This is a genomic window from Desulfomicrobium norvegicum (assembly GCF_900114595.1).
Classification (GTDB): domain Bacteria; phylum Desulfobacterota; class Desulfovibrionia; order Desulfovibrionales; family Desulfomicrobiaceae; genus Desulfomicrobium; species Desulfomicrobium macestii.
In genome coordinates, this window is sequence record NZ_FOTO01000010.1 from 85357 (window position 1) to 110505 (window position 25149).

Sequence of the window (25149 nt, forward strand, 5' to 3'; positions counted from 1 at the left end):
TGTAATTTGACTTGATGTTAAAAGAACTGTCCAACGGAAAATTCAAAGCGACCCTTTTTATCATCATCAACTTCGACCGTGTCCAGAGGATATCCATACTCCAGACGCAACGGTCCCAGAGGCGAGTACCAGCGCACGCCGGCACCGACGCTCTTGTAGAGATCCATGTCAATGGATTCGTCATCGTCCCACGTGTTTCCGGCATCAAAGAAGACCAGCCCCACGATGCCCATCTCCTTGTGCAGTGGCACCAGATATTCTGCGTTGAAGAAGAAGCTCTTGTTTCCGCCTTTCTCATCACCTTCATCATAGCCGTCCTGCCCTTCCTTTTGGTCATAGACGGGGGAGATGGTGCGTTCCTTGTAGCCGCGTACCGAATTCATGCCTCCAAGGTAGAAACGCTCGAAGGGCGGAATGCGGTCGCTGCCGTTCTGCATCACGTATCCGGCCTGTGCATGCAGGTGGATGATGGTTTCCAGGAAGATCGGAAAATAGTGATTGGCGTCGGCAATGTATTTGACGAAATCGTCATCGCCTCCAATCAGGCCGCCGGCGTATTCCACGGAAAATTGGTGGGTGACGCCCTTGGAGGGATTGATGCGCCTGTCGGTCGTGTCGCGCTTGATGGATGCGAACAGCGCACTGGCCCAGTTCTGCCCTTCGATGTCTTTGATGACCTTGTCGGCGTCATCGTCGACGTTTTCGATGGTGTAGCGCTCAAGTCGGTAGTTCCAGGACAGGTTGGTGTATTCCCCGAGCGGGTATCCGAAGAGCAGCCTGGCTCCCATGGCCTGCTTGTCGTAATCGGAGTACTCGTTCATCGTGTTGTAGAGGCTCATGCCGACGCCAAGGTCCGTGTCGTCGTAATGGGGGTTCCAGAACGTGGCGGTGTAATCGGCAGACTTTGCGCTGATGGTTCCCTTGAAACCAAGTTGGTAACCCATGCCGAAGAGATTGCGCTCCAGCACCTGACCCGAGAAGAACACCTGCGAATAGCTGGAATAGCCTACGCCCGCGGAAAACTGCCCTGTGGGTTTCTCCTTGACCTTGACGCGCAGGTTGAGGGCGCTGGGATTGGCCGTGGGTTCCGGGGTGATCTCGACGGTCTCGAAGAAGTCGAGCCTGTTGAGGCGGGCATTGGACCTGCGCAGCAGTGATCCATCAAAGAGGTCGCCGTCGACGAGACGCATCTCGCGGCGGATGACGTTGTCCCTGGTCTTGGTGTTGCCCTCGATCAGGACACGGTTGATGGAGATCTTGTTGCCCTTGGACAATATGTAGGTGATGTCCAACTTCTTTTCTTCTTCGTTGCGGGCCATGTTCACATCGGCTTCGGCGAAGGCGTATCCAAAGTTGGAGTAGTGTTCCACGAGCTTCTGCATGTCGGAGCGCAGAACCGAGCGGTCGAAAAATTCATTTTCGGCGGCCAGATCGTCCAGGGCGATGACGCTGTTCAGGTCTTCAGGGGTGGCGATCATCTCCCCTTCATATTTGACGGAAGCCACCGTGTAGCGCTCGCCTTCCTCGACCTGGAAGGTGACGGTGATGCCGTCGTCCAGGTAGCTGACTTCGGGCTGCCCCACCTTGGCGTTCAGGAAGCCGCGGTTGCCGTAATAGGCTTCCAGGGCCGCCGCGTCGCGGTCCAGGATTTCCTCGCGCAGCACGCCCGTCCCTGTCATCCAGGAAAGCATGCCGCGTTCGGTCAAGGCCAGTTCGTCCTTGAGGTCGGAAGGATCGAGCTGCTTGGCACCCTGAATGACGATGTCCGTCACGTAGAGCTTCTTGCCTTCCTTGACGAGGATGTTGAGCCGTGCGCGCTTGGCGTCGGCCTGGGTCAAGGTGTAGTCGATCTCGGCGTTGTAGAAGCCGTCTTTGCGATACAGTTCGCGTATCTTGCCCATGTCGTCAGCCAGGACCCGGGGGTTGAGCACCGCGCCGGTCTTGGTGGCGATGGTGGCCAGCAGGTCGTCGGCGTCAAGCTCTTCCGCACCCTCGACGCTGATGGCCGAGATGAGCGGTTTTTCCTTGACGGTTATGATCAGGCGCTTGCCTTCGGCCGTGTCTTCCAGCGCGATGGCGATGTCGTCGAAATATCCAAGTTCGTAGAGGCTCTTGAGCTCCGTGTTGACGGCTTTGGGGTCGTAGACGTCACCGGGCTGGATCTTGAGCCGCATCAGGACCACGTCGTCGTCGAGGATTTCGTTTCCGCGGACGTCGATGGACGCGATCCTGTCTTTTTGCTGCACGCCGGTCTGGATTTTGGCCGCCGTGTCTTCAATGGCCGGCAGGATGTTGATCACACCCTCCTTGACCACGAAAAACGGTTTCGGCTCACGGACGCCGTAGGCTTCCACAAGCCTGGTGTCGATGCTGATGGTCTCTCCGACCTGGCTGAAGCTGCCGTAGACGGCGTAAGCCGCGCCGGAGAGCAGCGCCATGTCCCTGGCGACTCCAAGATCCAGGTACTCGACCTGCTGTTCCTGGAGGAGACGCGTGGTTTCCTCTTGCGGAATCACTTCCAGGCCCAGGGCCACCAGGCGATCCTGAAGCAGCTTGGGCAGGCTCTCCTCCAGATAGGCCAGATCCGGCGCCGCGTTCACGGCAAACGGAAGCACGATGACCTTTTTCGTCGGTTCGGCGAACCCGGGAAGGGTACAGAAGAGACTCAGGATGACGATCAGACACAGCAGGGCATTACGCTTCATACAATTCTCCGGAACGCAGCTCCAATGTGCGGTGCATGCATTGGGCAAGTTCAGCATTGTGGGTAACGATGACCAGGGTGACTCCCTGATCCTTGTTCAGATGCAATAAAAGATCATTGACTTCCCGGCCTGTCCGTTCATCAAGGTTCCCGGTAGGTTCGTCGGCAAGCACCACGGCGGGTTCAAGCAGAATGGCCCGGGCAATGGCCGCCCTTTGTCTCTCTCCCCCGGACAGGGTGGTTACCCTGTGATGGCGTCGATGCGCAAGCCCCACCCGGGACAAAGCCGCATCGGCCTTTTCAAGGGCCAGGCTTCTGGCCATGCCGCCGATGATGCCCGGCATGGCCACGTTTTCGCGAGTCGAGAATTCGGGAAGCAGATGGTGGAACTGGAAAACAAAGCCCATGTTCCTGTTGCGGATACGGGCCCGTTCCTTCCAGCCAAGGGTTGAGATGTCCGCCCCGTTGAAAAGGATGGAGCCGCTCGATGGCACGTCAAGCGTGCCCATGAGCTGCAGCAGAGTGCTCTTGCCCGATCCCGAGGCTCCGACGATGGCCAGGGAATCTCCGCCGAGCACAGTGAGGTCGACGCCGGAAAGGACGGTGATGGTTTCCTCGCCCTGTTCATAGGCCTTGCCGACGCCTTGCAGACGGTAGACTTCACTCATAGCGCAGCGCCTCTGTCGGATGCATTTTCGCGGCCTGCCTGGCCGGGTACAACGTGGCCAGGAAGCATAGCGCCATGGCCGCGACGGCGATGAGGGACATGTCGAGAAATTCTATTTTCACGGGCAGATGGTCCAGATAATAGACATCCGCGGGAAGTTTGATGAACTGGTACTTCTGGAGCAGGGAGCAGATGGCAAGTCCCAGCCCGAATCCGATGCTCGTCCCTACGGCACCTATGAGCGAGCCCTGCAGGATGAAGATGTTGCGGATCTGGGGGGGCGTCGCGCCAAGAGCCATGAGCACGGCGATGTCCTTGGTCTTCTCCATGACCATCATGACCAGGGTGGTGATGATGGAAAAGGAGCCGACCAGCACGATCATGATCAGGATGACCGCCATGGCCGTCTTTTCAAGCTTCAGCGCCGCAAAGAGGTTCTGGTTCATCTCTATCCAGTTGCGCGAATAAAGGGGAAATCCGCCCAGCGCGCGGACCAGCGCTTCGCCGATCTTCTGCACGCCGTCTATGTCCGAAACCTTGTATTCGATCCCGGTCACGAAATCTCCGTCAAAGCCCAGGATTCTCTGTGCCTCGGGGATGGACACGAAAGCCAGCGACGAGTCGTATTCGAACATGCCGGAACTGAAGATGCCGACCACGTTGAAGAAAACGATCTTCGGAGAAAATCCGGCGGCCGATTTCTTTCCGCTCGGCGCAAGCAGACTTACCCTGCTGCCGATGGTCAGGCCCAGCCGTGAAGCCAGTTCCTTGCCGATGACGATGCCCGGGATGTCGCCCGTGTTGCCCAAATCCGCGAGGCTGCCGCTGATCAGATCCTTTTCGACGGTCAGGACCGTCCCGGCGCTTTGCGGGTCCACGCCACGCAGCACGACGCCTTTGACCCCCGAGGGAGTGGAGAGCATGACTTCGTAGTAGATGAATGGCGTGGCGGCGACGACGCCCTCGACCTTCAGGCTTTTTTGCACCAGACGATCGTAATCGCCGATGGTCTGTTTGACCGAGCCGAGGATGAGGTGGGAGTTGATGCCCAGAATCTTGTCGCGCAGGTTGTCGCTGAAGCCGTTCATGACCCCGAGGACCACGATCAGCGAGGCCACGCCAATGGCCACGCCCAGCACGGAGATGAGCGAGATGACGGAAATGAAGGCCTGCTTGCGCCGGGCCAGGAGATACCGCAGGGAAACGAACAATTCAAAGTGCATGGGTTCTCGCTCTGAAAGACCGGTGCCACACCGCGCCCAGGCCAGGTCGGATCTAGCCGACGATTTCAGGCCGTAGCAGCGGGAAGAGAATGACTTCCCGGATGGACGGAGAGTCCGTCAGCAGCATGACCAAACGGTCAATGCCGATACCCTGTCCGGCTGCCGGAGGCATGCCGTATTCCAGGGCGCGGATATAGTCTTCGTCCATGGCGTGGGCCTCGTCATCGCCGGCGGCTTTTTCCCGCACCTGTTCCTCGAAGCGATCCTTCTGGTCGTACGGATCGTTCAGCTCGGAAAAGGCATTGGCCATTTCTTGCCCGCAGATGAACAGTTCGAATCGGTCCGTGATTTCGGGATTCTGGTCGTTCTTGCGGGACAGGGGGGATATGTCTGTCGGGTAATGATAAATGAAATGGGGCTGGATCAGCTTGGGCTCGACCAGATTGTCAAAGAGCTTGGCCTGGAGTTTGCCGAGCTTCTCCTTGGGGTGCACGGCCTCGCCGAGCTTCTGGGCCAGATCCTTGCACTTGCCGTAATCGAGGTAGATTTCCGGGGATACGCCGCCGATGGTTTCCAGGGATTCATGAAAGGGCATGCGCACCCAGCCATCCTGAAGATCGATGACATTGCCCTGGTATTCAACCAGATGCGTCCCGCAGACGGACTTGGCCAGGCCGCAAAGGAGTTCCTGGGTCAGGTCCATGAGGTCGACGAAGGTTGCATACGCCCAGTAGAATTCGATCATGGTGAATTCGGGATTGTGGCGGGTGTCGATGCCTTCGTTGCGGAAGTTGCGGTTGATCTCGTAGACGCGGTCAAATCCGCCCACAAGCAGGCGCTTGAGGTAAAGCTCGGGAGCGATGCGCAGAAAAAGGTCCATGTCGAGCGCGTTGTGGTGCGTGCGGAAGGGCTTGGCCGTGGCGCCGCCGGCGATGGGCTGCATCATGGGCGTCTCCACTTCCAGGAACCTGCGTTCGTTCAGGAAGTCGCGGATGAACTGCACTATAGCCGTGCGTTTGCGGAAGATGTCGCGAGCCCGGTCATTCACCAGCAGGTCCACGTAGCGCTGGCGATACCTCGTCTCTACATCCTTCAGGCCGTGGTATTTTTCCGGCAGAGGACGCATGGACTTGGAAAGCAGCCGCACCTCGGAGGACTTGATAGTCAGTTCCCCGGTCTTGGTGCGGAAAAGGGCGCCGGTGACACCGACGATGTCGCCGATCTCGAATTTCTTGAATACGCCGTACTGCTCGACTCCCAGATCATCACGCTGGGCGTAGACCTGAATCTTGCCGCTGGTATCCTGAACATGGAAGAATGTCGCCTTGCCAAAGGAGCGATGGGCCATGATCCGGCCGCTCAGGGCAAAGGTCAGTCCTTCCTGTTCAAGGACGCTCTCGTCCTTTTCGCCGTGCGCTTCGAGAACGTCGCCAATTTCCGCGGAACGGCGAAAATCATTGGGATATAAGGGAATGCCCGCATCAAGCAGAAACTGCGCCTTTTCCTTGCGGTGGCGCAGCAGTTGCTTCTCGCTCGGGGCATTGGTCTGGTCTTTTGTCAAGGAAAGTCTCCGTTTCGGGAATGATAGCGTCAAACAAACAAATTCGGGTATTGGAAATTGGACCTATCGTCAAGAAAAGTCAATGCCCGGGAGGTGGCGCTAGATCTGGAAATCCGCCGGTTTGGAGTCTCCTTGCCAGGCTTGCGCCGTTTCTGAAGACCTTTTCGGAGGGCATGCCGATCTTCGCCAAAAGTCGACCCAGGGCTGCCTGCTGCTTATCGGGGGCGAAGAGTGGGTAATCGCTGCCGAAAAGAATCCGTTCGGGATCATGCCGCTTCAGGATTGCCGCGAATGCCGGTTCGGGAACCACCCCCGGGCAGCAGGACGTGTCCATGTACAGGTCGAGACCGGCGAGGTGGGCGAGAGTCTCTTCCCAAAGGTAAAGTCCGCCCAGGTGCGCGGCGATGACCGCAAGGCCGGGGAAGCGTTTCAAGATCACGGCCAGGTCGCGGGGGCGGGACAGGGTCGCGCCGTTCTCCCTGATCGGGCCCATGTGGATCATGAGCAGGAACCGCCCTTGCGCGGCTTCCCAGACAGGATTCCAGCGTGGAGAATCCAGCGCGATGCCGCAGAGGTCGGGGTGGATCTTGAGGCCCCGGATGCCGTTTCGTTCCAGCCGGTCCAGTTCGGTTTCCCAGGACGGATGGTCCGGGTGCACGGTGCCGAGGGGAATGAGCCGGGAGTGCGCGCGGCGCAGGGAAAGCATCCATGAATTGGCCGGAATCAGCTGGTCCGGGCGCAGTGCGGCGGTGAAGCACAGAGCATGGGACAACCCGGCGCGGTCCAGGTGCTTGAGGAGATCCTCTGCCGAGCCGTCTCCGGCCGGGTGTGTTCCAAACTCGTGGCCAATGGCCGCGGCAAGCTTGGGCGCAATCTTCGGCGGGAACACATGGGTGTGGCAGTCGACCATGCGCCGCTAGCCGAACAGGGCCGAGAGCCAGTCCGGAATGCGGACAGGCCTGCCCTGGGCGTTGACCACCGCATGCTGGGTCGAGCCACGGGTCAGGACCGCGCTCTGGTCCGCATTGGTGATTTCATAGACAAAGTTCAGGCTGGCCCGTGACTGACCAGCCAGACCGGTGCGGATGTGGATGATCTCGTCGTAGCGGGCGGGAGCGAGATAACGGCACGTGGCGTCGCGTACCGGCAGGAAGATGCCGCGTTCCTCCACGGTTGCGTAGCTGAAACCAAGGCCCCGGATCAGTTCTCCCCGGCCGCGCTCGAAGAGATGCAGGTAATTGGCGTAGTAGACCACGCCCATGGCGTCGGTTTCACCGTAAGAGACGCGGTGGGCGAGCCAGCACGAAGGCTGTGGAAAATCAGCCTTCATGCGCCGGGTTCCAGGCAGAAGTTCAGCAGATCGCGGCCTTCCTTCAGAAAAAGGCCCGCGCCCTGCGCCGTGTCCTCATTGAAGACGGCGGGTCCGTCGGTCCTTGGCGTCTGTGTCCTGTAGACCAGGAAGGGCACGGCATCCTCGGTGTGCGTCCGGCGGACGACGGGGGTGAAATGATCGCAGGTGACCACGATGGTCGCGTCCTCATGCGCAAGGGCGGCCAGAACCGGGGCCACGATGCGCTGGTCGAAAAGCTCGATGGCGCGTTTTTTCAATTCCGCGTCGCCCATGTGTCCGCATTCGTCCGGGGCCTCGACGTGCAGATAGACAAAGTCGCCGTGCTTCAGAAAATTCAGCGCAGCCTCGACCTTGCCCTCGTAATTGGTGTCGATGAGGCCGTTTGCGCCCTCGACTTCAAGAACATCCATGCCTGCGGCCCGTCCAAGTCCCTTGACCAGATCCACGGCCGAGACCACCGCCCCGCGCAGGCCGAACCGGTCGGCAAAGGCGGGCAGGGTCAGCGGCCGTCCCTGTCCCCATGGCCAGATCGATGTGGCTTGGGAGGTCGTGTCGGCGCGCAGATATTCGTGAGCCGACCGCATGAATTCAAGCATTTCCGGGAAGGATGCGTACGCATCAAGGTCCTGGGCGATGTTCTGGTCCAAGATGTCGTGTGGCGGACGAATGGCCAGATCCGCCGCATTCGTCAGCGCTCCGCCCCGTTGCACCAGAAGATGGCGGTACTGGATGCCCTGCACCGGCTGGAAAGAGCCGCCTTCGGCCATTGTCGCCAGTCGGGCGACCAGGGGGGCGGCCGTGGCGGTGTTTATATGTCCGGATGAATAGTCCTGCATCACGCCTTCGCCTGCGAGTTCAGTCAGGCGAACCAGGTTCATGCGCCAGACCAGGTCGTTTGGGTCGAGGGTCAGTCCCTGGGCGGCGGCTTCGATGGGCCCGCGTCCGGTGTGATGCGTTCGCGGGTCGTAGCCCAGCAGGCTCATGTTGGCCACGTCGGAGCCGGGCGGCATACCCTGGGGAACGGTCTGGCAGAGGCCGCAGCGGGATTTGGGCGCAAGAAGGTCGAGCGTCGGGGTGCTCGCGGCCTGCAGGGAGGTGCGCCCTCCCAGAATGTCGAGGGGCCAACCGGCCATGCCGTCGGCCACCAGAAAAACGGTTTTTGACATCAGATGATCCTGTAGTGCACCGGCGGGTCGAGCACGAAGCTGAATTTCTTGATGGTGTCCAGGGCCGCGGTCACATTCTGCATCTGCGCCGAATGGCTGATGAACACTATCGGAACGCCGTCGTTGGGCGCGTACTGGCGCTGCACGACCTGGGCGATGCTGATGTTGTACTCGCCCATGACCCCGGCGATGGAGGCCATGACACCGGGACGATCGACCACCGTGAAGCGGAAATAGTGGCGGAACACGGTCAGTTCGGGGGCCAGAATCTGCGCCTGGGGCAGCCTGGTCTCCAGGAAGCCCGTGTTGTTGGGTACGCAGTTGGTGCGGGCCAGGGCCAGAATGTCGGCCAGGACCGCGCTGCCCGTGGGTAGATCGCCCGCGCCCTGTCCATAGAGCATGACCGGTCCCACGGCGTTGCCTTCGAGCAGGATGGAATTGAAGGGGCCGTCGACCTTGGCCAGGATGTGATCCTGGCGCAGCAGGGCCGGGTAGACCCCGGCGTGCAGCATGCCGGACTTGTCGCGGACCTGGGCCAGGAGTTTTAAGCGGTAGCCGAATTCCTTGGCCAGGATGATGTCGAACTGCTCGACCTTGGAGATGCCTTCCACCGTGAGCTTGCTCATGGGGTAGTCCTGGCCGTAGGCCAGCCGGATGAGGATGACCAGTTTGTGGGCCGCGTCGATGCCTTCGACGTCCAGGGTCGGATCGGCCTCGGCGTAGCCCTTGGCCTGCGCCTTGCCCAGGACCGTGGCGAAGTCCTCTCCCTTCTCGGACATTTCGGACATGATGAAGTTGGCCGTGCCGTTCAGTATGCCGGTCAGTGCCTTGATGCGGTTCCCGGCCAGGCTCTCCTTGAGGGTCTGGATGATGGGAATGCCGCCCGCGACGCTGGCCTCGTAATAGAGGCCGAGGTTTTTGGCGGCAGCCAGCTCGAAAAGTTCCGGGCCGTGTTCGGCCAGAAGCGCCTTGTTGGCCGTGACCACGGATTTGCCGCTGCCGAGGGCGCGGGTGATCAGGGTGCGCGGAAATTCGATGCCACCGGCCAGCTCGACGATGATGTCGATTTCGGGATCGTTTATCAGATCGTCCATGCTGGTCGTGAAGGTCGTGTCCGGGGATGGGATGACGTTTCTGGCTTTGTCCAGATCGCGGACCATGATGGTTTTGACCTTCAGGGTTTTGCCAAGTCTGCGTTCGATCCAGTCGTTGTTTTCCTGGATGATCTTTATGAGCCCGGAACCAACGGTGCCAAGGCCGGCCAAGCCGAGATGGATGACAGAGTCTTTCAAGGAATTCCTCCACGCCGTAGCATTGAGAAAAAGATTGTGGAGCCAAAAAAAGCTATTTGCCGCATCCTTCACGCGCTGTCAAAATGACAAAGGTGCGAAGTCGGGTCATTTTTTGTTGACGCCCCATGTGCTTTTGGATAACTAGCCACTTCTTCAACGGACGGAGAGGTGGCCGAGCTAGGCTGAAGGCGCTCGCCTGCTAAGCGAGTATAGGGGCTTAAACCTCTATCGAGGGTTCAAATCCCTCCCTCTCCGCCATCCCCTGGAGGGTTGGCAGAGCTGGTTGATTGCACCGGTCTTGAAAACCGGCATGCCTTTGCGGGCATCTGGGGTTCGAATCCCTAACCCTCCGCCATTTGCACTTGTTCCGCTGGAATCCCAATGATTTCGGCGGTTTTTTATTTGGTTTCTCGTCCAATTGATAAATTGATAAAAGGTTCGGCTTTGCAGCCGGGCCTTTTCCTGTTTCTGGGGTGAAAATTCGGTGAGTCCGTTTTGGCCGATGCTGGACAAGGCGCTTGATACGCGTATTTTTTGGCGTCCGTCTTTTTTTGTCGGCCTGTCTGTGAGTTTCGGGTTTTGACGTGCGGGGTTGCGATCCTGGATGGCATTGTTTTCCGGTTGCGCTTGCGATACTTCAAAAAGCTCTCAATCTCCGACGACAAGGATGGCCGTATTATGGATGTGACCCGGACGAAGATTCCAGGAGTGCTGCTTTTTGAGCCCAAGGTTTTTGGCGATCACCGAGGTTATTTTTGCGAAACCTACAGCCGTCGCCAGTTTGCCGCGCATGGGTTGGATGTCGACTTCGTGCAGGACAACGAGGCTTTTTCCGCTCAGGCCGGGGTGTTGCGCGGACTGCACTTCCAGGCTCCGCCCATGACCCAGACAAAGCTGGTTCGGGTGGGGCGGGGCGCCGTCTATGACGTGGTGGTCGATATGCGCAAGGGCTCGCCGACCTTTGGCCAATGGCAGGGGTTCACTCTCAGCGCAGCCAATTTTCTGCAGTTGTTCATTCCGGCGGGGTTCGCCCACGGGTACATGACCCTGGAGGCGGACACGCAATTTCTCTACAAGGTCGACCAGTTTTACTCGCCCGAGCATGATGGCGGGATCTCATGCCTGGACCCGGATCTGGGCATTGATTGGCCCGGTCTTGCGCCGATCATGTCGGACAAGGATCTGCGATTGCCGCGTTTTGCGGATTTTGATTCTCCGTTCTCCATGTAGGGCGCTGAGCGATTGCCGAGCGGATTGGTATGGTAATACCCGCGCCGGCCGTGAATTTTCATGTATTGCGAGGGGGTTAGCTTGCGATGGAAGATCGTGATTTTTTTCATTATCTCTTGACACAGGATGACCCTCTTGAATACAGGTTGGCAATTATTCCGTGTCTGTTTTTTTCAAATTTCATCTCAACGCGGTAGGAGGAGAGGACTGTGGCAAAATGCAAAAGCTGCGTGGTGTTGCCATTCCTGGTCGGTTTGGTGGCATCGATCGTGCTTGGTTGGTGGGGCTTTCCCAAAGTCCTGTACAGTCAGAAGACCCAACCCATCCGGTTCGATCACGTCGTGCATGTGGAAGATCAGGCCATGGCATGTGAAGATTGTCATGCGTTTCGGGATGATGGCTCTTACGCCGGCATGCCCACCAACGCGAACTGTGTCGGATGCCATGAGGATGTTCAGGGGGAAGATCCTGATGAAGCTCGCTACGTGGCCGAGTATGTGCAGCAGGAAAAGGAAGTTGAATGGCTTGGTTATCAGAAACAGCCGGACAATGTGTACTTCTCTCACATCGCGCACAAGGAACTTGACTGCACATCATGTCATCCGGACGTGGCCAACATGAGCACCCCGCCTGTCTATTATGAAAACAGGCTTTCGGGCTACAGCAAGGACACCATGAAGATGTGGCAATGCGAAGAGTGCCATGCCCAAAGTGGCGCCAGCAACGCCTGTTTTGTCTGCCACAAATAAGAGAGGAGTGGATTTACGATGGGACTCGACAGAAGAAGCTTTATTTCTTTGGTGGCTGGCGGTGTAGCGGGCAGCCTCTTCACTCCCGTAATATGGAAAACCCTGGATGACGTGTCCATCTGGACACAGAACTGGCCCTGGATTCCGCGGCTGCAGTATGGCGAGGAACTGACGTTTCCCGCGCTGTGCAAGCTGGGCTCGGACGCCTACGGCGTCAAGGTCAAGACCGTGGGCGGAAGGCCCGTCACGGCCGAAGGCAATCCGGATCATCCGTTGAGCCTCGGCGGCATCTGCCCTCTGGGCGCGGCCAGCGTGCATCTTCTTTACAGCCCTTCCCGGGTCAAGAACCCCAAGCTCAAGGACGGCTCTTCCTTCAAGGACATCACTTGGGACGAAGCCGAAGAACTGCTTACCGGGAAGATCAGGGAAGCTGGATCGAACGTGGCCATGATCAGCGGTGACGAGACCGGTTCCGTGACGGATGTGCTGTCCGGTTTGGTCGGCAAGGCCGGTTCGGATAAATCTTTTTTCATGCCCGGCGAGAGCGCCCCGGCGGCAGCGGCCCTGGCCATGCTCGGTGGTGACGGCCAGGTCGGCTACGACATCGAAAACGCGAATTACGTGCTTCTGCTCGGCGCTGACGCGCTGGGTTCCTGGGGCAATGTGGCCCGCAACGGCAAGGCATTTTCCGCCAGTCGCGAAAAGGGCGTCAAATTCGTGTACGTCGGGCCTGCCCAGAACGGCACCTCCGCCGTGGCCGACAGCTGGGTTCCCTGCAATGCAGGCACCGAGCCGGTCCTGGCGCTGGGAATTGCGGCTGTCATAGCCGGCACGAGCCGTGACCGTTCGTCCTGGCCCGGTTTTGCCTCTTTCGCAAAATTTGTGCAGACGGCCTATCCGCTGGATAAGGTGGCCGAAATCACCGGTGTCAAGGCGGCGGTCATCACTGGCTTGGCTCAGGAACTGGTCCGGGCCGGACGGCCGCTGGTTCTGACGGCCGCCGAGGCCGGACAGGGCCTCGGTGCGTTCGAGCTTGCCGCCGGGATGAGCCTGAACATGCTTTTGCAGCGCGTCAACGCGGTCGGCGGCGTTCGGATTTTGCCCTGGGCCCCCAAGGTGGTCGAGGCTGCCGCGGACAGAAAGACAATGTTCGCCAATGATCTTGTCGCATACCTGAGCTCCGTGGCCGACGGCGGCGCCGAAGCTCCCGCGCTGCTCATGGTCTATGGCGCCAACCCAGCCTACGCCCTGCCGAATCTGACCAAGGCGCAGGCCGCCATGGACAAGGCCGGCTTCGTGGTTTCCTTCAGTTCGTTCATGGATGAAACGGCGGCCATGGCCGACCTGATCATGCCTGACAGCTACGCCTTTGAACGCCTTGACGACGCCTATTCCCCGTATGGTTCGGGCCAGCCCAACTATACCGTGGTAGCACCTGTCATCAAGCCGGTTTTTGACACAAGACCCGCCGGCGACGTTCTCCTGGCCGTGGCCGCCAAGGCCGAGCTGGACCTGGGCTTCGAGTCTTTTGAAGACGTGGTCAAGGCCAAGGCCGAAGCGCTGGGCGCGGACTTCGACGAGATGGTCGAGGGCGCGGCCTGGGTTTCGGAAGAGTTTCCGGCTCAGGACCTGGCGTTGTGGACGACTCCTCTGCAGGAACTGGCCGTTGCGGCCAAGGACGGCAAGAGCCTGGCCCTCGCTCCTGTGCAGCGGCTCAAGATTGGCAGCGCCAAGATAGCCATTCCTCCTTTCAACACCAATGCCATCCGCTTTGACGAAATGCTCGGCAACGACATGTACGTACTGCTCAACGCGGCCACGGCGAAGAACCTTGGGTTGAAAAAGGACGATGCCGTCAAAATCGCCAGTTCCGGCGGGGAATGCAAAGCCCGTGTGCGCATTTTTGAAGGCGTGATGAATGATACCGTCGTGGCCCCCCTGGGTCTTGGCCATACCGCCTGGGACGCTTTTTCCAGAGACAAGGGAGATAACGTTTACAAACTGCTGGCTGCCGATACCGAAGCAGAGTCCGGGCTGTCCCGGTTCGCAACGGTGCGTGTCACTGTCAGCAAGGCGTAGCACTTCCTTTGGGCACCTGGAGAAAATAAGAGGATATTCACAATGCAAGCAAAAGAATTCAAAGTAAAATGGGGCATGCTTGTCGACCTTGACAAGTGTACCGGGTGCGGTGCCTGCACCGTGGCCTGCCGGGCGGAAAACAACCTTCCCCCCGAGGCCGACGCAGCCAACAAACTGCGCACCAACGACTGGATGAACATATACGAACTGTCCAACGAGAAGCCTTTCCCCGACCATGAGGTCGCCTATCTGCCTCGGCCATGCATGCAGTGCGGTCATCCGTCCTGCTCCACGGTCTGCCCGGTAGTGGCCACCCTCAAGGACGAGGAAGGCGGCATCGTCAGCCAGGTCTATCCCCGCTGTATCGGTTGCCGGTACTGCATGGCGGCCTGTCCTTACCATGCACGTTATTTCAACTGGTTCGATCCAATCTGGCCCGAAGGCATGGAAAAGGTCCTGACTCCTTATGCTTCGGCCCGTCCGCGCGGCGTTGTCGAGAAGTGCACGTTCTGTCACCATCGATTCATGGCTGCCAAGGAGCAGGCTCGCATGAACGGCGAGGATCCGACGGAATTGGCCGAGGACGCATACATCCCCGCCTGTGCCGAGATTTGCCCGACGGGTGCGATCAAATTCGGGAATCTGAAGAATCCCGAGCATGAAGTCAGCAAGCTGGCCGCAAGCAAGTACGCTTTCCGCCTGCTGGAGAAACTCGGCACCGATCCGCAGGTCTATTATTATTCCAAGCGTGAATGGGTGAGGAAGCTCGGGGACAATTACCTGAAGAATGCCAAGGGGGGCGAACATGTCTGATAGAGCGTACTGGCCCGAAGGGGTGGAGCGTTGTTCTGTTGGGAAGTTCCTGGCCTGGTTGGGCGTGATCAGCATCTTCCTCGCGTGGGGAGGGTACGGCGCGTTCAAGGTCCTGGGAACCGGTATCGGCGTGACGGGCCTGGACAACTATTTCGGGTTCGGCCTGTGGATCACCTTTGACTTGGCGGTCATCGCCCTGGGCGCCGGAGCCTTTTTCTCCGGATTTCTGCGGTATATCGTCCGTATCGACGAACTCAAGAACGTCATCAACCTGGCTGTCATCGTCGGATTCCTTTGCTACTCCGGCGCCATGCTGATTCTGGTGCTCGACATCGGCCAGCCGCTCAGGGCCTGGTTTGGCTACTGGCATCCCAACGTTCACTCCATGCTGACGGAAGTCATCTTCTGCATCACCTGCTACTGCACGGTGCTGATCATCGAATATGTGCCGATCGTCCTGGAAAACCGCAAGATCAACCAGAACAGGTTCTGTCATCATCTTGCTCACAACTTCCATGTCTACATGCCGCTTTTCGCCGGCATCGGCACTTTCCTGTCCTTCTTCCACCAGGGTTCCCTGGGCGGCATGTACGGCGTGCTCTTCGGCCGTCCGTTCGTGTTCCGTGAAGGCTTCTTCATCTGGCCCTGGACCTTCTTCCTGTTCATCTCTTCGGCCATCGCCGCCGGACCCGGTTTCACCATGCTGTGTGCCGCGATGATGGAAGGCATCACCGGGCGCAAGCTTGTCAGCTATGACACCAAGAAGCTCCTCGGCAAGATCTCCGGTCTGCTTCTGTGCGTCTACATCTTCTTCAAGATCATCGACACCTACGCTTGGGCCAAGGGCATCCTGCCCGGCATGGGTCTGACCTTTGACGAGATGTTCAGCAGCGAGCACGGGTACGGCAAGATCTTGCTGTGGCTCGAACTCTTCTGGTTCGGCGTGATTCCGGCCGCGTTGCTGGTCACTCCTGCAGTGCGCAATCGTCCGTGGCTCATGTACAGCGCTGTCGTCATGGCCGCCATCGGCGTCACCATCAACCGTTTCGTCTTCACGGTTCAGGCCCTGGCCATCCCGGTCATGCCTTTCGACCGTTGGACCACGTACGTACCCAACTGGGCAGAATGGTCCACCTCGCTCATGATCGTCGCCTACGGATTCCTGGTCATGAGTATCTCCTACCGCTATCTGCCGATCTTCCCGCAGGAAGTGAAGCTCAATAAGTAGAGATGGTTGTCACAAGAAAAAGGCCCTTCGGGGCCTTTTTTTTTGGGGGATGACAAATGCTTGGCATCTGTGTTCATTACCTGTGTGCTGTCGAAATTTGATGGACCGGACATGAGGCGGCAGCCTCAAGGAGTTGTCATGAAGGATGCGGAAAACGGGCGCCAGGTCGCCATCGATGTTGCCAGGGCGCTTGGACTCTTGCTTGTCTATTACGGACACTTCGTCGAACAGATCATGTATCTGAAGAATCCTGCCGCCGCCGTGCATTACAAGTGGATCTATTCGTTCCACATGATTCTCTTTTTTGTCCTTTCAGGGTGGGTTAAGGGCGCGCGGCCAAGTGTTCCGCCCATTCGGAAATTCGTGCAAACGACCTTGGCCGGGAGGATCGCGCCTTACCTTTTTTTCAGCATCACGCTGGCGGCCTTGTCGCTGGTGTTCTCGGGCTGGTTCCCCATGCTCGATCTCTCCGGCGTGCTTGGTTACTTCAAGGCCGCCGTGTCCACGGCCCTGGGCTTCCCCCTCTTCAACATCCCACTGTGGTTCGTGGCTTGTCTGGTCAGCGTGGAGTGCCTGCATCGCCTTTTACAGCCGTATCTGGATTCTCCCTCGCGGATCATGGCGGTTGCCCTTGTCTGTTATGTCGGCGGTTTCGCCCTCAATGAGCAGTATTTCTTTTTCGGCCAGAACTTGAGCTTCTGGCTCATGCATGAAGTCCCCGTGGTGTATGCGTTCTATCTCGTGGGTGTGCTGCTTGGCAGGAGTGGACTTCCGGGTCGCGTTTCGGTGGGTGCGGCAGCGGCGATTTTCGTGGTGGCGCTGGCTGCGGTTCATTTCACCTATGACCTCAACCAAGGCCCGTTCAGGTACCTGCAGGCCGTGATCATCCTGCTTTCGGGGCATGGGCATTTCCTGTGGTTTCCTTTCACCGCCTTGGCCGGAACCGCCATGATCATGGCGTTGGGGCGTGTGCTGCACAACGTCTCCCTGCTCGCTTTTTTTGGGCGCAATGCCATCATATTGCTCGGTTTGAACGGGGTGTTCTATCATTTTGTCAATCCTCCCGTTGCCGCGTGGAGCGTTGCCAATCTTCCTCCGGATGGCTGGAGCGTATTTCTAGTGAGTGTCCTGGTGACGCTCGTGAGCTTTGGACTCAGCCTTCCGATCATTCACGCACTCAACCATGCCTTGCCTCAGCTGGTGGGCAAGCCTCGTACGGCGGGTCGTTTCTTTGGCCCTCTGATCAGGGAGTAGAGGCTCGTGCTCTTGCGTGGCAGGACGGGGAACGGCCATGGGCAGGACAGCGAGGATGGACTGCGGCGCACGCTGCTGACCCTCAACGTCTTCGCGGCGCTGAAGATGACCCTTTTCCCCATGGCCATCATCACCTTGTTCTGGAAGGACGAGATCGGCCTGACCCTGACCGAGATCCTGACTCTTCAGGTGTTTTTCTCGCTGGCCAGCGTGATCATGGAATATCCGTCCGGATACGTCAGCGACCGCCTGGGCTATCGGTGGGCGCTGATCACGGCCTGCGTTTTCGGCATTGTCGGGTGGGGCTGGTATCTGGTCGCGGCGACCTTCTGGGGAGTGCTTGTCGCCGAGTTGCTGCTGGGCGTCTCCTACGCCTTCATCAGCGGATCGGATACGGCGCTGCTTTTCGAGACCTTGCGCGCCAAGGACCGGGTGGACCTCTACACCCGCTGCGACGGGCGCATGGTCGGATGGGCCCAAGGGGGAGAGGCCGCGGGCGCGCTCTTTGCCGGACTCATGTACGCGCACTGGCCGCTGTTGCCCTTCGTCGCCCAGATCGGGATCTGGACCCTGGCCCTGGGTTTGTGCCTGACCTTGAAAGAGCCCAAGGCGGAAAGCGGCGGGCCGGTGGTATCGCATCTGGCCGAAGCTTTGGGCGTTTGCAGATTCGCCTTTCGGGAAAGCTCGGCCATCCGGGCGACCATCATGAACGGCATGCTTCTGGGGCTGGCTTCCTTCTACATGGTTTGGCTCATTCAGCCCTATATGCAGGAATGCCTGGTTCCCGTGACATGGTTCGGTCCGGCCTGGGCCGGGGCCAATCTGGTTGTGGCCCTGGCTGCCGCAAACAGCCATCGGGTCGAGGGCAAGCTGGGCGCGGGCGGCATGCAGACGCTCTTTTTCGTGCTGATCGTCGTGGCGTATCTTGGACTTGGAACCGTCACGGCCGTGGGAGGTTTTTTGTTCTATTATCTGCTTACGGCCATGCGAGGGCTGCAAGGGCCGCTCATGCGCTCGCGGTTGCAGGCCTTGAGCAGCCGGGCGAACAGGGCCAGCATTCTGTCGTTGCACAGCCTGGCCTTCCGAACGGGGTTCGTGGCCACCGGCCCGCTGGTAGGTTTGCTTGCCGACAGCTTCGGTCTGTCAACGACCTTCCTTGTACTGGCCGTATTTTTTTCGCTGGCTCTTCCCGTGGCAGGACTGAATTTTTTACGCCATAACCGCTCGCATTCATTGACCTGAATTCTTCTTCCACACGGTAAAGACGCCCCTGTGGAAAAGGTTTTGGTTGATCCCGATGTCTCGATGTCCTAATACTCGACCTGTTCTGCGAAACTACTTCAGGAGCAAGGGAACCCGGTGCGAGTCCGGGGCGGTCCCGCCACTGTAATCCCGATTTCGCGCGTTAAAGGCTGATCCCGCAAAGGGAGACGCCGCGTGCGGGGGCAAGCCAGAAAACCTGCCTGAAGCAATTCTCTTAACCCTCTGCACGCGGATGCAGGGCGTTGAGTTGTTCAGAAAAACGTCATCACAACTTCGAGCGAACATGACTGACACGATTCCTTCATGGGAACGCGTGCGCGGCATGGTGCCGGTGAGTCTTTGCGACTGGCCGGGCAAAATCACGTGCGTGCTTTTTGCCGGCGGCTGCAATTTGCGCTGCCCGACCTGCCACAACGCATCCCTGGCCTGGAAATGGGCCTTGTTGCCGAGTCTCGACCGGGACATTGTCCTGTCTGACCTGCGCCGCCGCAAGCGCTGGCTGGACGGGATCACCCTGTCCGGTGGAGAGCCGACCTGCCTGGCGGATCTGGACGGGCTGCTTGAGGATCTTTCCTCGACCGGCCTGCCGGTCAAGCTTGATTCCAACGGCTCCGCCCCGGATGTCCTGGAGCGCGTGCTAGCGGCGGGGCTTGTCCAGGCCGTGGCCGTTGACGTCAAGGGACCCTGGTCGATGTATCCGGAGCTGACCGGGCAGGCTCTGGCGACCGATACGGCCCGCGACGCGCTGGAAGAGGTTTTTGGCCTGGCCCGCGCGTATCCCGGACGCGTCTATTTTCGCTGTACCAAGGTCCCGAGCCTGACCCCCGAAGATCTGGAGACGACCCGGGCCCAGATGCCGCAAGGCCTGTCCTTGCATTTTCAGGAATTTGTGCCGCCTCGAAGCGATGATGATTTTTCCTGATTCTCAATTCGACCGAACTTTATTGGAGTATTCATGCCTCAGCAGATTGTGAAACGTGATGGCCGTGTTGAATCCTGGTCCGTGGACCGGATAGCCCAGGCAATTTTGAAATCCCTCAACGCCAGCGGCATCAAGGATCCCATCCTGGCCAAGCGTCTGGCCGGAAAGGTCGAGTCCAAACTCGAAGCCGAGGTCATGCCCGAGCAGGAGCTGGTTCAGGACACCGTCGAGCAGGTGCTCATGGAGTCCAGGCTTTATCAGGTCGCAAGGCGCTACATCGTGTACCGCGAAAAGCGTCGCACGATCCGCAGCCAGACCGAAACCTTCCTGGACGTGACCGAGACCATCGACAGCTATCTGGACAAGTCTGACTGGCGTGTCAGCGAGAACGCCAACATGGCTCATTCCTTTCAGGGCCTGATGCTGCATCTGTCCGGCTCCGTTCAGGCCCGCTATTCCCTTGAGAAATATCCCGAGGAAGTCCGGCAGGCCCATGAGCACGGCTATTTTCACATCCATGATCTTTCTTTTGGCCTGGCCGGGTATTGCGCCGGTTGGTCCCTGCGCGACCTCTTGCTTGAGGGGTTCAATCTCGAAGGGCGCTGCTCGTCCGGCCCGCCCAAGCATTTTGACGCGGCCCTTGGACAGATGGTCAATTTTCTGGGCACGCTGCAGAACGAATGGGCCGGTGCGCAGGCCTTCAACAACGTGGACACCTATCTGGCCCCGCTCGTCCGCCATGACAATCTGACCTACGAAGAGGTCAAGCAGGCCATGCAGAAGTTCGTGTTCAACCTGAATACGACCTCGCGCTGGGGCGGGCAGAGCCCGTTCACCAACCTGACCTTCGACCTGGCCCCGCCCACGCACATTGCCTCGGAGGCCGTCATCATCGGCGGCAAGCTTCAGGACAGCACCTACGGCGAATACGCGGCCGAGATGGAGATGATCAATCGGGCCTTCCTTGAAGTCATGTTGGTCGGCGATTATCACGGGCGGATTTTTTCCTTCCCCATTCCAACCTACAACATCACCCCGGACTTTCCCTGGGAGACGGAGGTTGGCGAGCTGCTCCTCAAGCTCACGGCCAAGTACGGCGTCCCGTATTTTCAGAACTTCATCAACTCCGACCTGAAGCCCGAGGACGTCCGTTCCATGTGCTGCCGTCTGCAGATGGACCTGCGCGAGCTGCGCAAGCGCACCGGCGGCCTTTTTGGCGCGGGGGATCTGACGGGATCCATCGGTGTCGTAACGCTCAATCTGCCCAAGCTGGCCTATCTGGCCCAGGGCGAGGAAGACTTTCTGGACCTGGTGGGCGAATATGCCTCCCTGGCCAAGGATTCCCTTGAGTTCAAGCGCAAGATGGTCACCGACAACATGGACAAGGGCATGTTCCCCTTTTCCAGCCGCTATCTCAAAAACGGCTTCCGCAGTCATTTCAGCACCATCGGCATTCTGGGTGGGCACGAAGCCTGCCTGAATCTGCTCGGCAAGGGCATCGATACCGAGGCCGGGACGCGACTCATGGTCCGGACCCTTGAACATCTGCGAGAGATCACGGTGCGCTTTCAGGAGGAGACGGGCAGCCTCTACAACCTTGAAGCCACTCCGGCGGAAGGGACCAGCTACCGTTTGGCCAAGATCGACAAGAAGCTTTATGCGGACATCCAGGCCTCCGGAAACGGGGTGCCCTACTATACCAACTCGACCCTGCTTCCCGTTGGGCACACCACGGATATCTTTTCCGCCCTGGAGCACCAGAACCGGCTGCAGCCCATGTACACCGGCGGCACCGTTTTCCATAGCTTCCTCGGTGAATCCGTGCCGGACACGCAGGCCCTGAAGAGTTTTTTGGTGCGCGCCCTGACCGAGACCAAGATTCCCTACGTGTCCATCACGCCGACCTTTTCGATCTGCAAGGATCACGGCTATCTGACAGGCGAGCAGATCACCTGCCCGCACTGCGGCCAGGAAACGGAAGTGTATACCCGCGTGGTGGGCTACTACCGTCCGGTCAAGATGTGGAATCGCGGGAAACAGGCGGAATACAAGGATCGAGTGGAATACTCCCAGGCCTCCTGCTTCGGGCAATAGGGGGGAGAGGCTTTTAACGCCAAAACGGCCGGACTGCGATGCAATCCGGCCGTTTTTTTTGCGACTTCAGGGCGTGGGTGGTCTTATTTTCCGAGCGCCGATCTGCGCAGCCCGTTCAGGACGCCGAGCGCCGAGCGCAGGCCGCCGGCCAGGCTCATGATCGCGGTGGAGATGATCGGTTTCGGGCGCTGGATTTTTTGGGAATGCAAAAACAATGTGATTTCACGCATGGCGTACCTCTATATTCGGAAATATGGCAAATTCTACGAACTTCGTTTTGAAACGAAAGCTAGCTAGGCGCGAAAAGTCTGTTCGTCAAGCAAAATGCTGACGATTATTTCTTGTGGATTAATTTTTTCGGCAGGGGCTGGCGCGGGGTCAGGAAGCGGGCAGCAGGGCGGCCTGGGTGGCCGAATCCCATTCGGCAGTGGCCGGCATGGCCAGGGAGGCGCGGAAGCGTGTCAGGGCGGCCTTGGATCTTTTGCCCCAGATGCCGTCGACTTTGCCTTTGTAGAGCCCCTGGGCGGCCAGGGCATGTTGTACGCGCTTGGCGTCGGCCTTAACCTTGAGGTCCAGGAGCACGGCGGGCAGGGTCAAAGCGGCGGGCGTGGGCTCGACTGTCGCAAGCAGGCTTCGGATTTCCTCCGACAAACGCAAGCGGCAACTGGCGGTGGCGAGAACGGCGTGATCCGTGGGCTGGACCAGGCGTGCGGAGATGCGCAAGCCTCCATCGGCCATGGCATAGGTGCCGGTCAGCATGGTGTGCAGTCCGGCCGTGGCTCCGGCCTGATCGGGTTCCGCGGAAAGGGCCGTCTCGCCCTGTTCCTTCAGCGAATAGGGCGTAGGCATGAACACGCGGGTGTCCGCCAAACGGTATCCGTGGAGGGTGAGCGCGTTGCCCAGTTCTTCGGCCAGAATCCGGCCCAGGGGGGAAGTACTCTTGACGTCATGCAGGTCGGCGAAGGGGGCGGTCATGATCAGCCCGGAGCGGTCCAGCCTGACCTGCAGGTTGGAGACCAGCTCCGCGGCCAGGGAGTCGCAGAGCATGTCGATGCGCGACGCTCCACACTGCGCCTGCCCTGAAATGGGGAAGACGCACAGGAGAAGGGCCAGGAAGATTGCCGGGCGGATCATCAGTTCACCAGGGAGTAGCGTTTGAGTTCCACGCCGCCCTGCGGCGTCTGCGGCTGGTAGTGGGCCCAGTCGGGGCTGCTGACGTAGAAAATGCTTGAGTCGCGGTACAGATAGGCGCCCTGATGGACCAGGGCCGAATTGATCTGGACTTCCGAGTCCGGAGTAGGTGCGTCAAAATAACCGCTTTCCTCCCCGATTTCCGGTACGGGCACGTAGTGCCCGGCACTGTTTTTGGCCTGTCTGAAGCCCGGCTCCGGAGCACGCCGCAAACCCTTGGACGTTTTGTCGAGGACTCGTCGGTGCGTGACGAGGCCCAGATTGGCCTCTAGCACGGCGGCTCCTTCCGGGGCAAAAGCCACCGGGACGCCGTAGTCAATGAGGTGGGTCAGCAGCGCTTCCCTGTAGGCCTTGGCGAAGGGCGTCGTGCCAAGAGGCGCGACATACACGCGTACATCTTGCTCGGGAAAGAAGTGATCAAGAGCTTTGCCGCAGTTTCGCGCTACCTTGTCGGCCAGCAGGTCCCAATGGGCCATGGCCTGCATCTTGGGCTGGGTGCTGAGCAGGTAGCCGCTTGAAATGGGCGCCTGAGCCGTGACCAGCTGGGAGGATTGGTCGGAATTGACGCTGACCGAAGAGCAGCCGGTCACGAGGCCAAGTGTTATCAGTGTGAGCAGGGCTGCGATGCGCATGGCGTGGTCCTTGATGTTGATTCTTTCCATGATCAGATTATCGGCCGCGGTCTGGAAAACTTAAGGCCGTTTGGGGAAATGTTGGCACGCGGCATGCTTCGCATTCTGCAGTCGGCATTTTTCTCCGGAGGATCGGCAATGTCCAAGCTCTATGTCCTGCTTTTTTGCGTTTTCATCGGCGGCTGCGTGCAACTGCCCCCCTTTTACGAGGTGGGTTCGCGTACCAAGACGCCGCCGCTCATCCCCTTGTCCTACAAGGCGGGCGATCACCTTCACCGGCAGCTTTCCGGGAGCGGGGTCGCGGGGTATCCGATGCTTGCGGCGTCCTTTGTCGATTCCACCAATGTGGAAAACACCAATGATCTTGGGCGGCTTCTCTCGGAGCAGGTTTCGTCCCGGTTGAGCCAGCTCGGATATTCCGTGACGGAAGTCCAGCTGCGTTCCGACGAGTTGCGGGTGCTGCCCGAAGGCGGAGTGCTCGCGCTCTCCCGGGACTTGTCGCGGATCAACACCGATGTGCCCGCCTATTCAGTGCTGGTCGGAACCTATACGGTCATCGAACGCCAAATTTACGTCAACGCAAGAGTGCTGCGCACGGGCGATGGGGTGGCTCTGGCCTCTTCGGATTTCACCCTGCCGTATGTGCGTCCGAAAAAAAATGACGGAGGCGGGAGCGCGGCTCGACCTTCCGTCAAAACCAGTCTCGATTGAAGAATAAGTAGGTCCTTCCTTCTTGTCCTGGTGTCATGTTTGACATATGGGAGTTCCGATATGTCGCTTTTCACTTAATAGGAGGAAGTATGAAGAAATTCCTGGTGTTGTTTGTTTTAATGGTCTTGCCGTGCGTGGGGCTTGCCCAAGACAAGGTGCTGAGCATGTCCACCACGACCAGCACGCAGTCTTCCGGCCTGCTTGATATTCTGCTTCCGGAGTTCAAGAAGGACACGGGAATCGAGGTCAAGGTCCTGGCCAAGGGGACGGGCGCGGCCATACGGGATGGCGTGGACGGAAATGTGGACGTGATTTTCGTGCATGATCCGGCCCGCGAGGAAAAATTCGTGGCCGATGGCTTCGGGACCAAGCGTTACTATGTCATGTACAACGACTTTTTGATCATCGGCCCCGAGGCGGACCCGGCTGGGGCCAAGAGTGGCGACGCGACTTTGGCCATGAAGAAGATTGCCATGTCGGAAGCAGTGTTCGTTTCCCGTGGCGATGACAGCGGCACCCACGCCAAGGAACAGGATCTTTGGAAATCCAGCGGCTTGGCCTTGAAGGAAGAGGATACCGTTTTCAAGTCCAAGACCAAGGAAGTGACCTTCAAGACCGTCCATCCGGAAGGGATGAAGAACTACATGTCCATAGGTCAGGGCATGGGCAAGACGCTTACCTTCGCCGAGGAGAAGCAAGGCTATACCATCACGGATCGCGGCACCTACGTTCAGTATAAGTATGGCCGCCCCGAGGGCTTGCAGCTTGTGCCCATAAGTGAAGGCGACAAGACCCTCTTCAATCCGTACGGCGTTATCCCGGTCAATCCGGAAAAACACCCCCATGTCCGTTTCGACCTGGCCGACACCTTCGCCAAGTGGCTGGTGTCCGAACGCGGCCAGAAGGTCATTGGTGATTACAAACTCCTTGACAAGCAGCTCTTCTTTCCGGACGCAAAGTAGCTTCGAGCGGATGTGAAGAGTCGACCCCGGGCCGTTTTTTTTGAGTCTTGGGGGTGC

22 protein-coding genes, 2 tRNA genes and 1 riboswitch are annotated in these 25149 nt (G+C 59.0%); of the genes, 13 read left to right on the plus strand and 11 right to left on the minus strand.

What is annotated here, in order from left to right; genetic code table 11:
- Window positions 1-17 precede the first annotated feature (17 nt).
- The 8 genes from bamA to BMZ24_RS14050 form a co-directional block, all read right to left on the minus strand.
- A complete protein-coding gene (gene bamA / locus BMZ24_RS14015; protein ID WP_092193310.1) occupies window positions 18-2705 on the minus strand; it encodes an outer membrane protein assembly factor BamA in 2688 nt (895 codons plus the stop codon).
- A complete protein-coding gene (locus BMZ24_RS14020) occupies window positions 2695-3372 on the minus strand; it encodes an ABC transporter ATP-binding protein (protein ID WP_092193312.1) in 678 nt (225 codons plus the stop codon). Before BMZ24_RS14020 ends, bamA begins: the two co-directional genes overlap by 11 nt.
- Window positions 3365-4594, minus strand: coding sequence for a lipoprotein-releasing ABC transporter permease subunit (locus BMZ24_RS14025; RefSeq protein ID WP_092193314.1), 1230 nt, complete (start codon window positions 4592-4594; stop codon window positions 3365-3367). Before BMZ24_RS14025 ends, BMZ24_RS14020 begins: the two co-directional genes overlap by 8 nt.
- 52 nt (window positions 4595-4646) lie before the next feature.
- Entirely contained in the window at window positions 4647-6155 is a 1509-nt protein-coding gene (gene lysS, locus BMZ24_RS14030) for a lysine--tRNA ligase (protein ID WP_092193315.1), read from the minus strand.
- Window positions 6156-6234: 79 nt separating this feature from the next.
- Window positions 6235-7065, minus strand: a complete 831-nt coding sequence (locus BMZ24_RS14035; RefSeq protein WP_092193317.1) for an amidohydrolase family protein — start codon at window positions 7063-7065, stop codon at window positions 6235-6237.
- A 6-nt stretch (window positions 7066-7071) separates the two neighbouring features.
- Entirely contained in the window at window positions 7072-7485 is a 414-nt protein-coding gene (locus BMZ24_RS14040) for an acyl-CoA thioesterase (RefSeq protein WP_092193319.1), read from the minus strand.
- Window positions 7482-8672, minus strand: a complete 1191-nt coding sequence (locus BMZ24_RS14045; protein WP_092193321.1) for a cofactor-independent phosphoglycerate mutase — start codon at window positions 8670-8672, stop codon at window positions 7482-7484. Before BMZ24_RS14045 ends, BMZ24_RS14040 begins: the two co-directional genes overlap by 4 nt.
- The gene (locus tag BMZ24_RS14050; RefSeq protein WP_092193323.1) at window positions 8672-9964 is read right to left on the minus strand and encodes a homoserine dehydrogenase; all 1293 of its coding nucleotides are present in this window, start codon (window positions 9962-9964) and stop codon (window positions 8672-8674) included. The genes BMZ24_RS14045 and BMZ24_RS14050 overlap by 1 nt, the downstream gene beginning before the upstream one ends.
- Window positions 9965-10126: 162 nt before the next feature.
- Between BMZ24_RS14050 and BMZ24_RS14055 the strand changes: the two genes are divergently transcribed.
- From BMZ24_RS14055 to BMZ24_RS14105, 11 genes are all read left to right on the plus strand, one after another.
- Window positions 10127-10222, plus strand: a tRNA-Ser gene (locus BMZ24_RS14055).
- Window positions 10223-10228: 6 nt separating this feature from the next.
- Window positions 10229-10319: transfer RNA gene (locus BMZ24_RS14060), tRNA-Ser, on the plus strand.
- 323 nt (window positions 10320-10642) lie between these two features.
- Window positions 10643-11194, plus strand: coding sequence for a dTDP-4-dehydrorhamnose 3,5-epimerase (rfbC, locus tag BMZ24_RS14065; protein WP_092193325.1), 552 nt, complete (start codon window positions 10643-10645; stop codon window positions 11192-11194).
- 209 nt (window positions 11195-11403) lie between these two features.
- Complete coding sequence (gene qrcA, locus BMZ24_RS14070; protein ID WP_092193327.1) at window positions 11404-11943, plus strand: menaquinone reductase multiheme cytochrome c subunit QrcA; 540 nt, start codon at window positions 11404-11406, stop codon at window positions 11941-11943.
- Window positions 11944-11961: 18 nt separating this feature from the next.
- Window positions 11962-14022, plus strand: a complete 2061-nt coding sequence (gene qrcB / locus BMZ24_RS14075) for a menaquinone reductase molybdopterin-binding-like subunit QrcB (protein WP_092193329.1) — start codon at window positions 11962-11964, stop codon at window positions 14020-14022.
- A gap of 42 nt (window positions 14023-14064) precedes the next feature.
- Window positions 14065-14835, plus strand: a complete 771-nt coding sequence (gene qrcC, locus BMZ24_RS14080) for a menaquinone reductase iron-sulfur cluster-binding subunit QrcC (RefSeq protein WP_092193331.1) — start codon at window positions 14065-14067, stop codon at window positions 14833-14835.
- Complete coding sequence (gene qrcD, locus BMZ24_RS14085; protein WP_092193333.1) at window positions 14828-16063, plus strand: menaquinone reductase integral membrane subunit QrcD; 1236 nt, start codon at window positions 14828-14830, stop codon at window positions 16061-16063. Before qrcC ends, qrcD begins: the two co-directional genes overlap by 8 nt.
- Before the next feature lie 138 nt (window positions 16064-16201).
- On the plus strand, window positions 16202-17317 hold the full coding sequence (locus BMZ24_RS14090; protein WP_161949168.1) for an acyltransferase family protein: 1116 nt from the start codon (window positions 16202-16204) through the stop codon (window positions 17315-17317).
- A 6-nt stretch (window positions 17318-17323) separates the two neighbouring features.
- On the plus strand, window positions 17324-18559 hold the full coding sequence (locus BMZ24_RS14095; protein ID WP_244150370.1) for an MFS transporter: 1236 nt from the start codon (window positions 17324-17326) through the stop codon (window positions 18557-18559).
- Window positions 18560-18642: 83 nt separating this feature from the next.
- Window positions 18643-18798, plus strand: a riboswitch (cobalamin riboswitch).
- 65 nt (window positions 18799-18863) lie between these two features.
- On the plus strand, window positions 18864-19502 hold the full coding sequence (locus BMZ24_RS14100; RefSeq protein WP_092193337.1) for an anaerobic ribonucleoside-triphosphate reductase activating protein: 639 nt from the start codon (window positions 18864-18866) through the stop codon (window positions 19500-19502).
- A 33-nt stretch (window positions 19503-19535) separates the two neighbouring features.
- A complete protein-coding gene (locus BMZ24_RS14105; protein WP_092193339.1) occupies window positions 19536-21596 on the plus strand; it encodes a ribonucleoside triphosphate reductase in 2061 nt (686 codons plus the stop codon).
- An 83-nt stretch (window positions 21597-21679) separates the two neighbouring features.
- Here BMZ24_RS14105 and BMZ24_RS19710 read toward each other — a convergent pair whose 3' ends face one another.
- From BMZ24_RS19710 to BMZ24_RS14115, 3 genes are all read right to left on the minus strand, one after another.
- Window positions 21680-21826 (minus strand): hypothetical protein, encoded by a 147-nt coding sequence (locus BMZ24_RS19710; protein ID WP_153304614.1) that lies wholly within the window; start codon window positions 21824-21826, stop codon window positions 21680-21682.
- Between the two features lie 148 nt (window positions 21827-21974).
- Window positions 21975-22730 carry a FlgO family outer membrane protein gene (locus BMZ24_RS14110; protein ID WP_092193341.1) on the minus strand — a complete coding sequence of 252 codons (756 nt, stop codon included), beginning with the start codon at window positions 22728-22730 and terminating at the stop codon, window positions 21975-21977.
- Window positions 22730-23449, minus strand: a complete 720-nt coding sequence (locus BMZ24_RS14115; RefSeq protein ID WP_092193343.1) for a hypothetical protein — start codon at window positions 23447-23449, stop codon at window positions 22730-22732. The genes BMZ24_RS14110 and BMZ24_RS14115 overlap by 1 nt, the downstream gene beginning before the upstream one ends.
- A 108-nt stretch (window positions 23450-23557) precedes the next feature.
- On the opposite strand from BMZ24_RS14115, the gene BMZ24_RS14120 reads away from it, so the two are divergent.
- Both BMZ24_RS14120 and BMZ24_RS14125 read left to right on the plus strand, forming a co-directional pair.
- Window positions 23558-24130: a FlgO family outer membrane protein gene (locus tag BMZ24_RS14120; RefSeq protein WP_143077921.1), complete on the plus strand. Its 573-nt coding sequence runs from the start codon at window positions 23558-23560 to the stop codon at window positions 24128-24130.
- 89 nt (window positions 24131-24219) lie between these two features.
- Entirely contained in the window at window positions 24220-25092 is an 873-nt protein-coding gene (locus BMZ24_RS14125; protein WP_092193347.1) for an ABC transporter substrate-binding protein, read from the plus strand.
- Window positions 25093-25149 lie beyond the last annotated feature (57 nt).

Coding starts and splice junctions, on each gene's coding strand:
- bamA (WP_092193310.1), bottom strand. CDS start 2,705: ATGAAGCGTAATGCCCTGCTGTGTCTGATCGTCATCCTGAGTCTCTTC.
- BMZ24_RS14020 (WP_092193312.1), bottom strand. CDS start 3,372: ATGAGTGAAGTCTACCGTCTGCAAGGCGTCGGCAAGGCCTATGAACAG.
- BMZ24_RS14025 (WP_092193314.1), bottom strand. CDS start 4,594: ATGCACTTTGAATTGTTCGTTTCCCTGCGGTATCTCCTGGCCCGGCGC.
- BMZ24_RS14035 (WP_092193317.1), bottom strand. CDS start 7,065: ATGGTCGACTGCCACACCCATGTGTTCCCGCCGAAGATTGCGCCCAAG.
- BMZ24_RS14040 (WP_092193319.1), bottom strand. CDS start 7,485: ATGAAGGCTGATTTTCCACAGCCTTCGTGCTGGCTCGCCCACCGCGTC.
- BMZ24_RS14045 (WP_092193321.1), bottom strand. CDS start 8,672: ATGTCAAAAACCGTTTTTCTGGTGGCCGACGGCATGGCCGGTTGGCCC.
- rfbC (WP_092193325.1), top strand. CDS start 10,643: ATGGATGTGACCCGGACGAAGATTCCAGGAGTGCTGCTTTTTGAGCCC.
- qrcB (WP_092193329.1), top strand. CDS start 11,962: ATGGGACTCGACAGAAGAAGCTTTATTTCTTTGGTGGCTGGCGGTGTA.
- qrcC (WP_092193331.1), top strand. CDS start 14,065: ATGCAAGCAAAAGAATTCAAAGTAAAATGGGGCATGCTTGTCGACCTT.
- qrcD (WP_092193333.1), top strand. CDS start 14,828: ATGTCTGATAGAGCGTACTGGCCCGAAGGGGTGGAGCGTTGTTCTGTT.
- BMZ24_RS14090 (WP_161949168.1), top strand. CDS start 16,202: ATGAAGGATGCGGAAAACGGGCGCCAGGTCGCCATCGATGTTGCCAGG.
- BMZ24_RS14100 (WP_092193337.1), top strand. CDS start 18,864: ATGACTGACACGATTCCTTCATGGGAACGCGTGCGCGGCATGGTGCCG.
- BMZ24_RS14105 (WP_092193339.1), top strand. CDS start 19,536: ATGCCTCAGCAGATTGTGAAACGTGATGGCCGTGTTGAATCCTGGTCC.
- BMZ24_RS19710 (WP_153304614.1), bottom strand. CDS start 21,826: ATGCGTGAAATCACATTGTTTTTGCATTCCCAAAAAATCCAGCGCCCG.
- BMZ24_RS14110 (WP_092193341.1), bottom strand. CDS start 22,730: ATGATCCGCCCGGCAATCTTCCTGGCCCTTCTCCTGTGCGTCTTCCCC.
- BMZ24_RS14115 (WP_092193343.1), bottom strand. CDS start 23,449: ATGGAAAGAATCAACATCAAGGACCACGCCATGCGCATCGCAGCCCTG.
- BMZ24_RS14120 (WP_143077921.1), top strand. CDS start 23,558: ATGTCCAAGCTCTATGTCCTGCTTTTTTGCGTTTTCATCGGCGGCTGC.
- BMZ24_RS14125 (WP_092193347.1), top strand. CDS start 24,220: ATGAAGAAATTCCTGGTGTTGTTTGTTTTAATGGTCTTGCCGTGCGTG.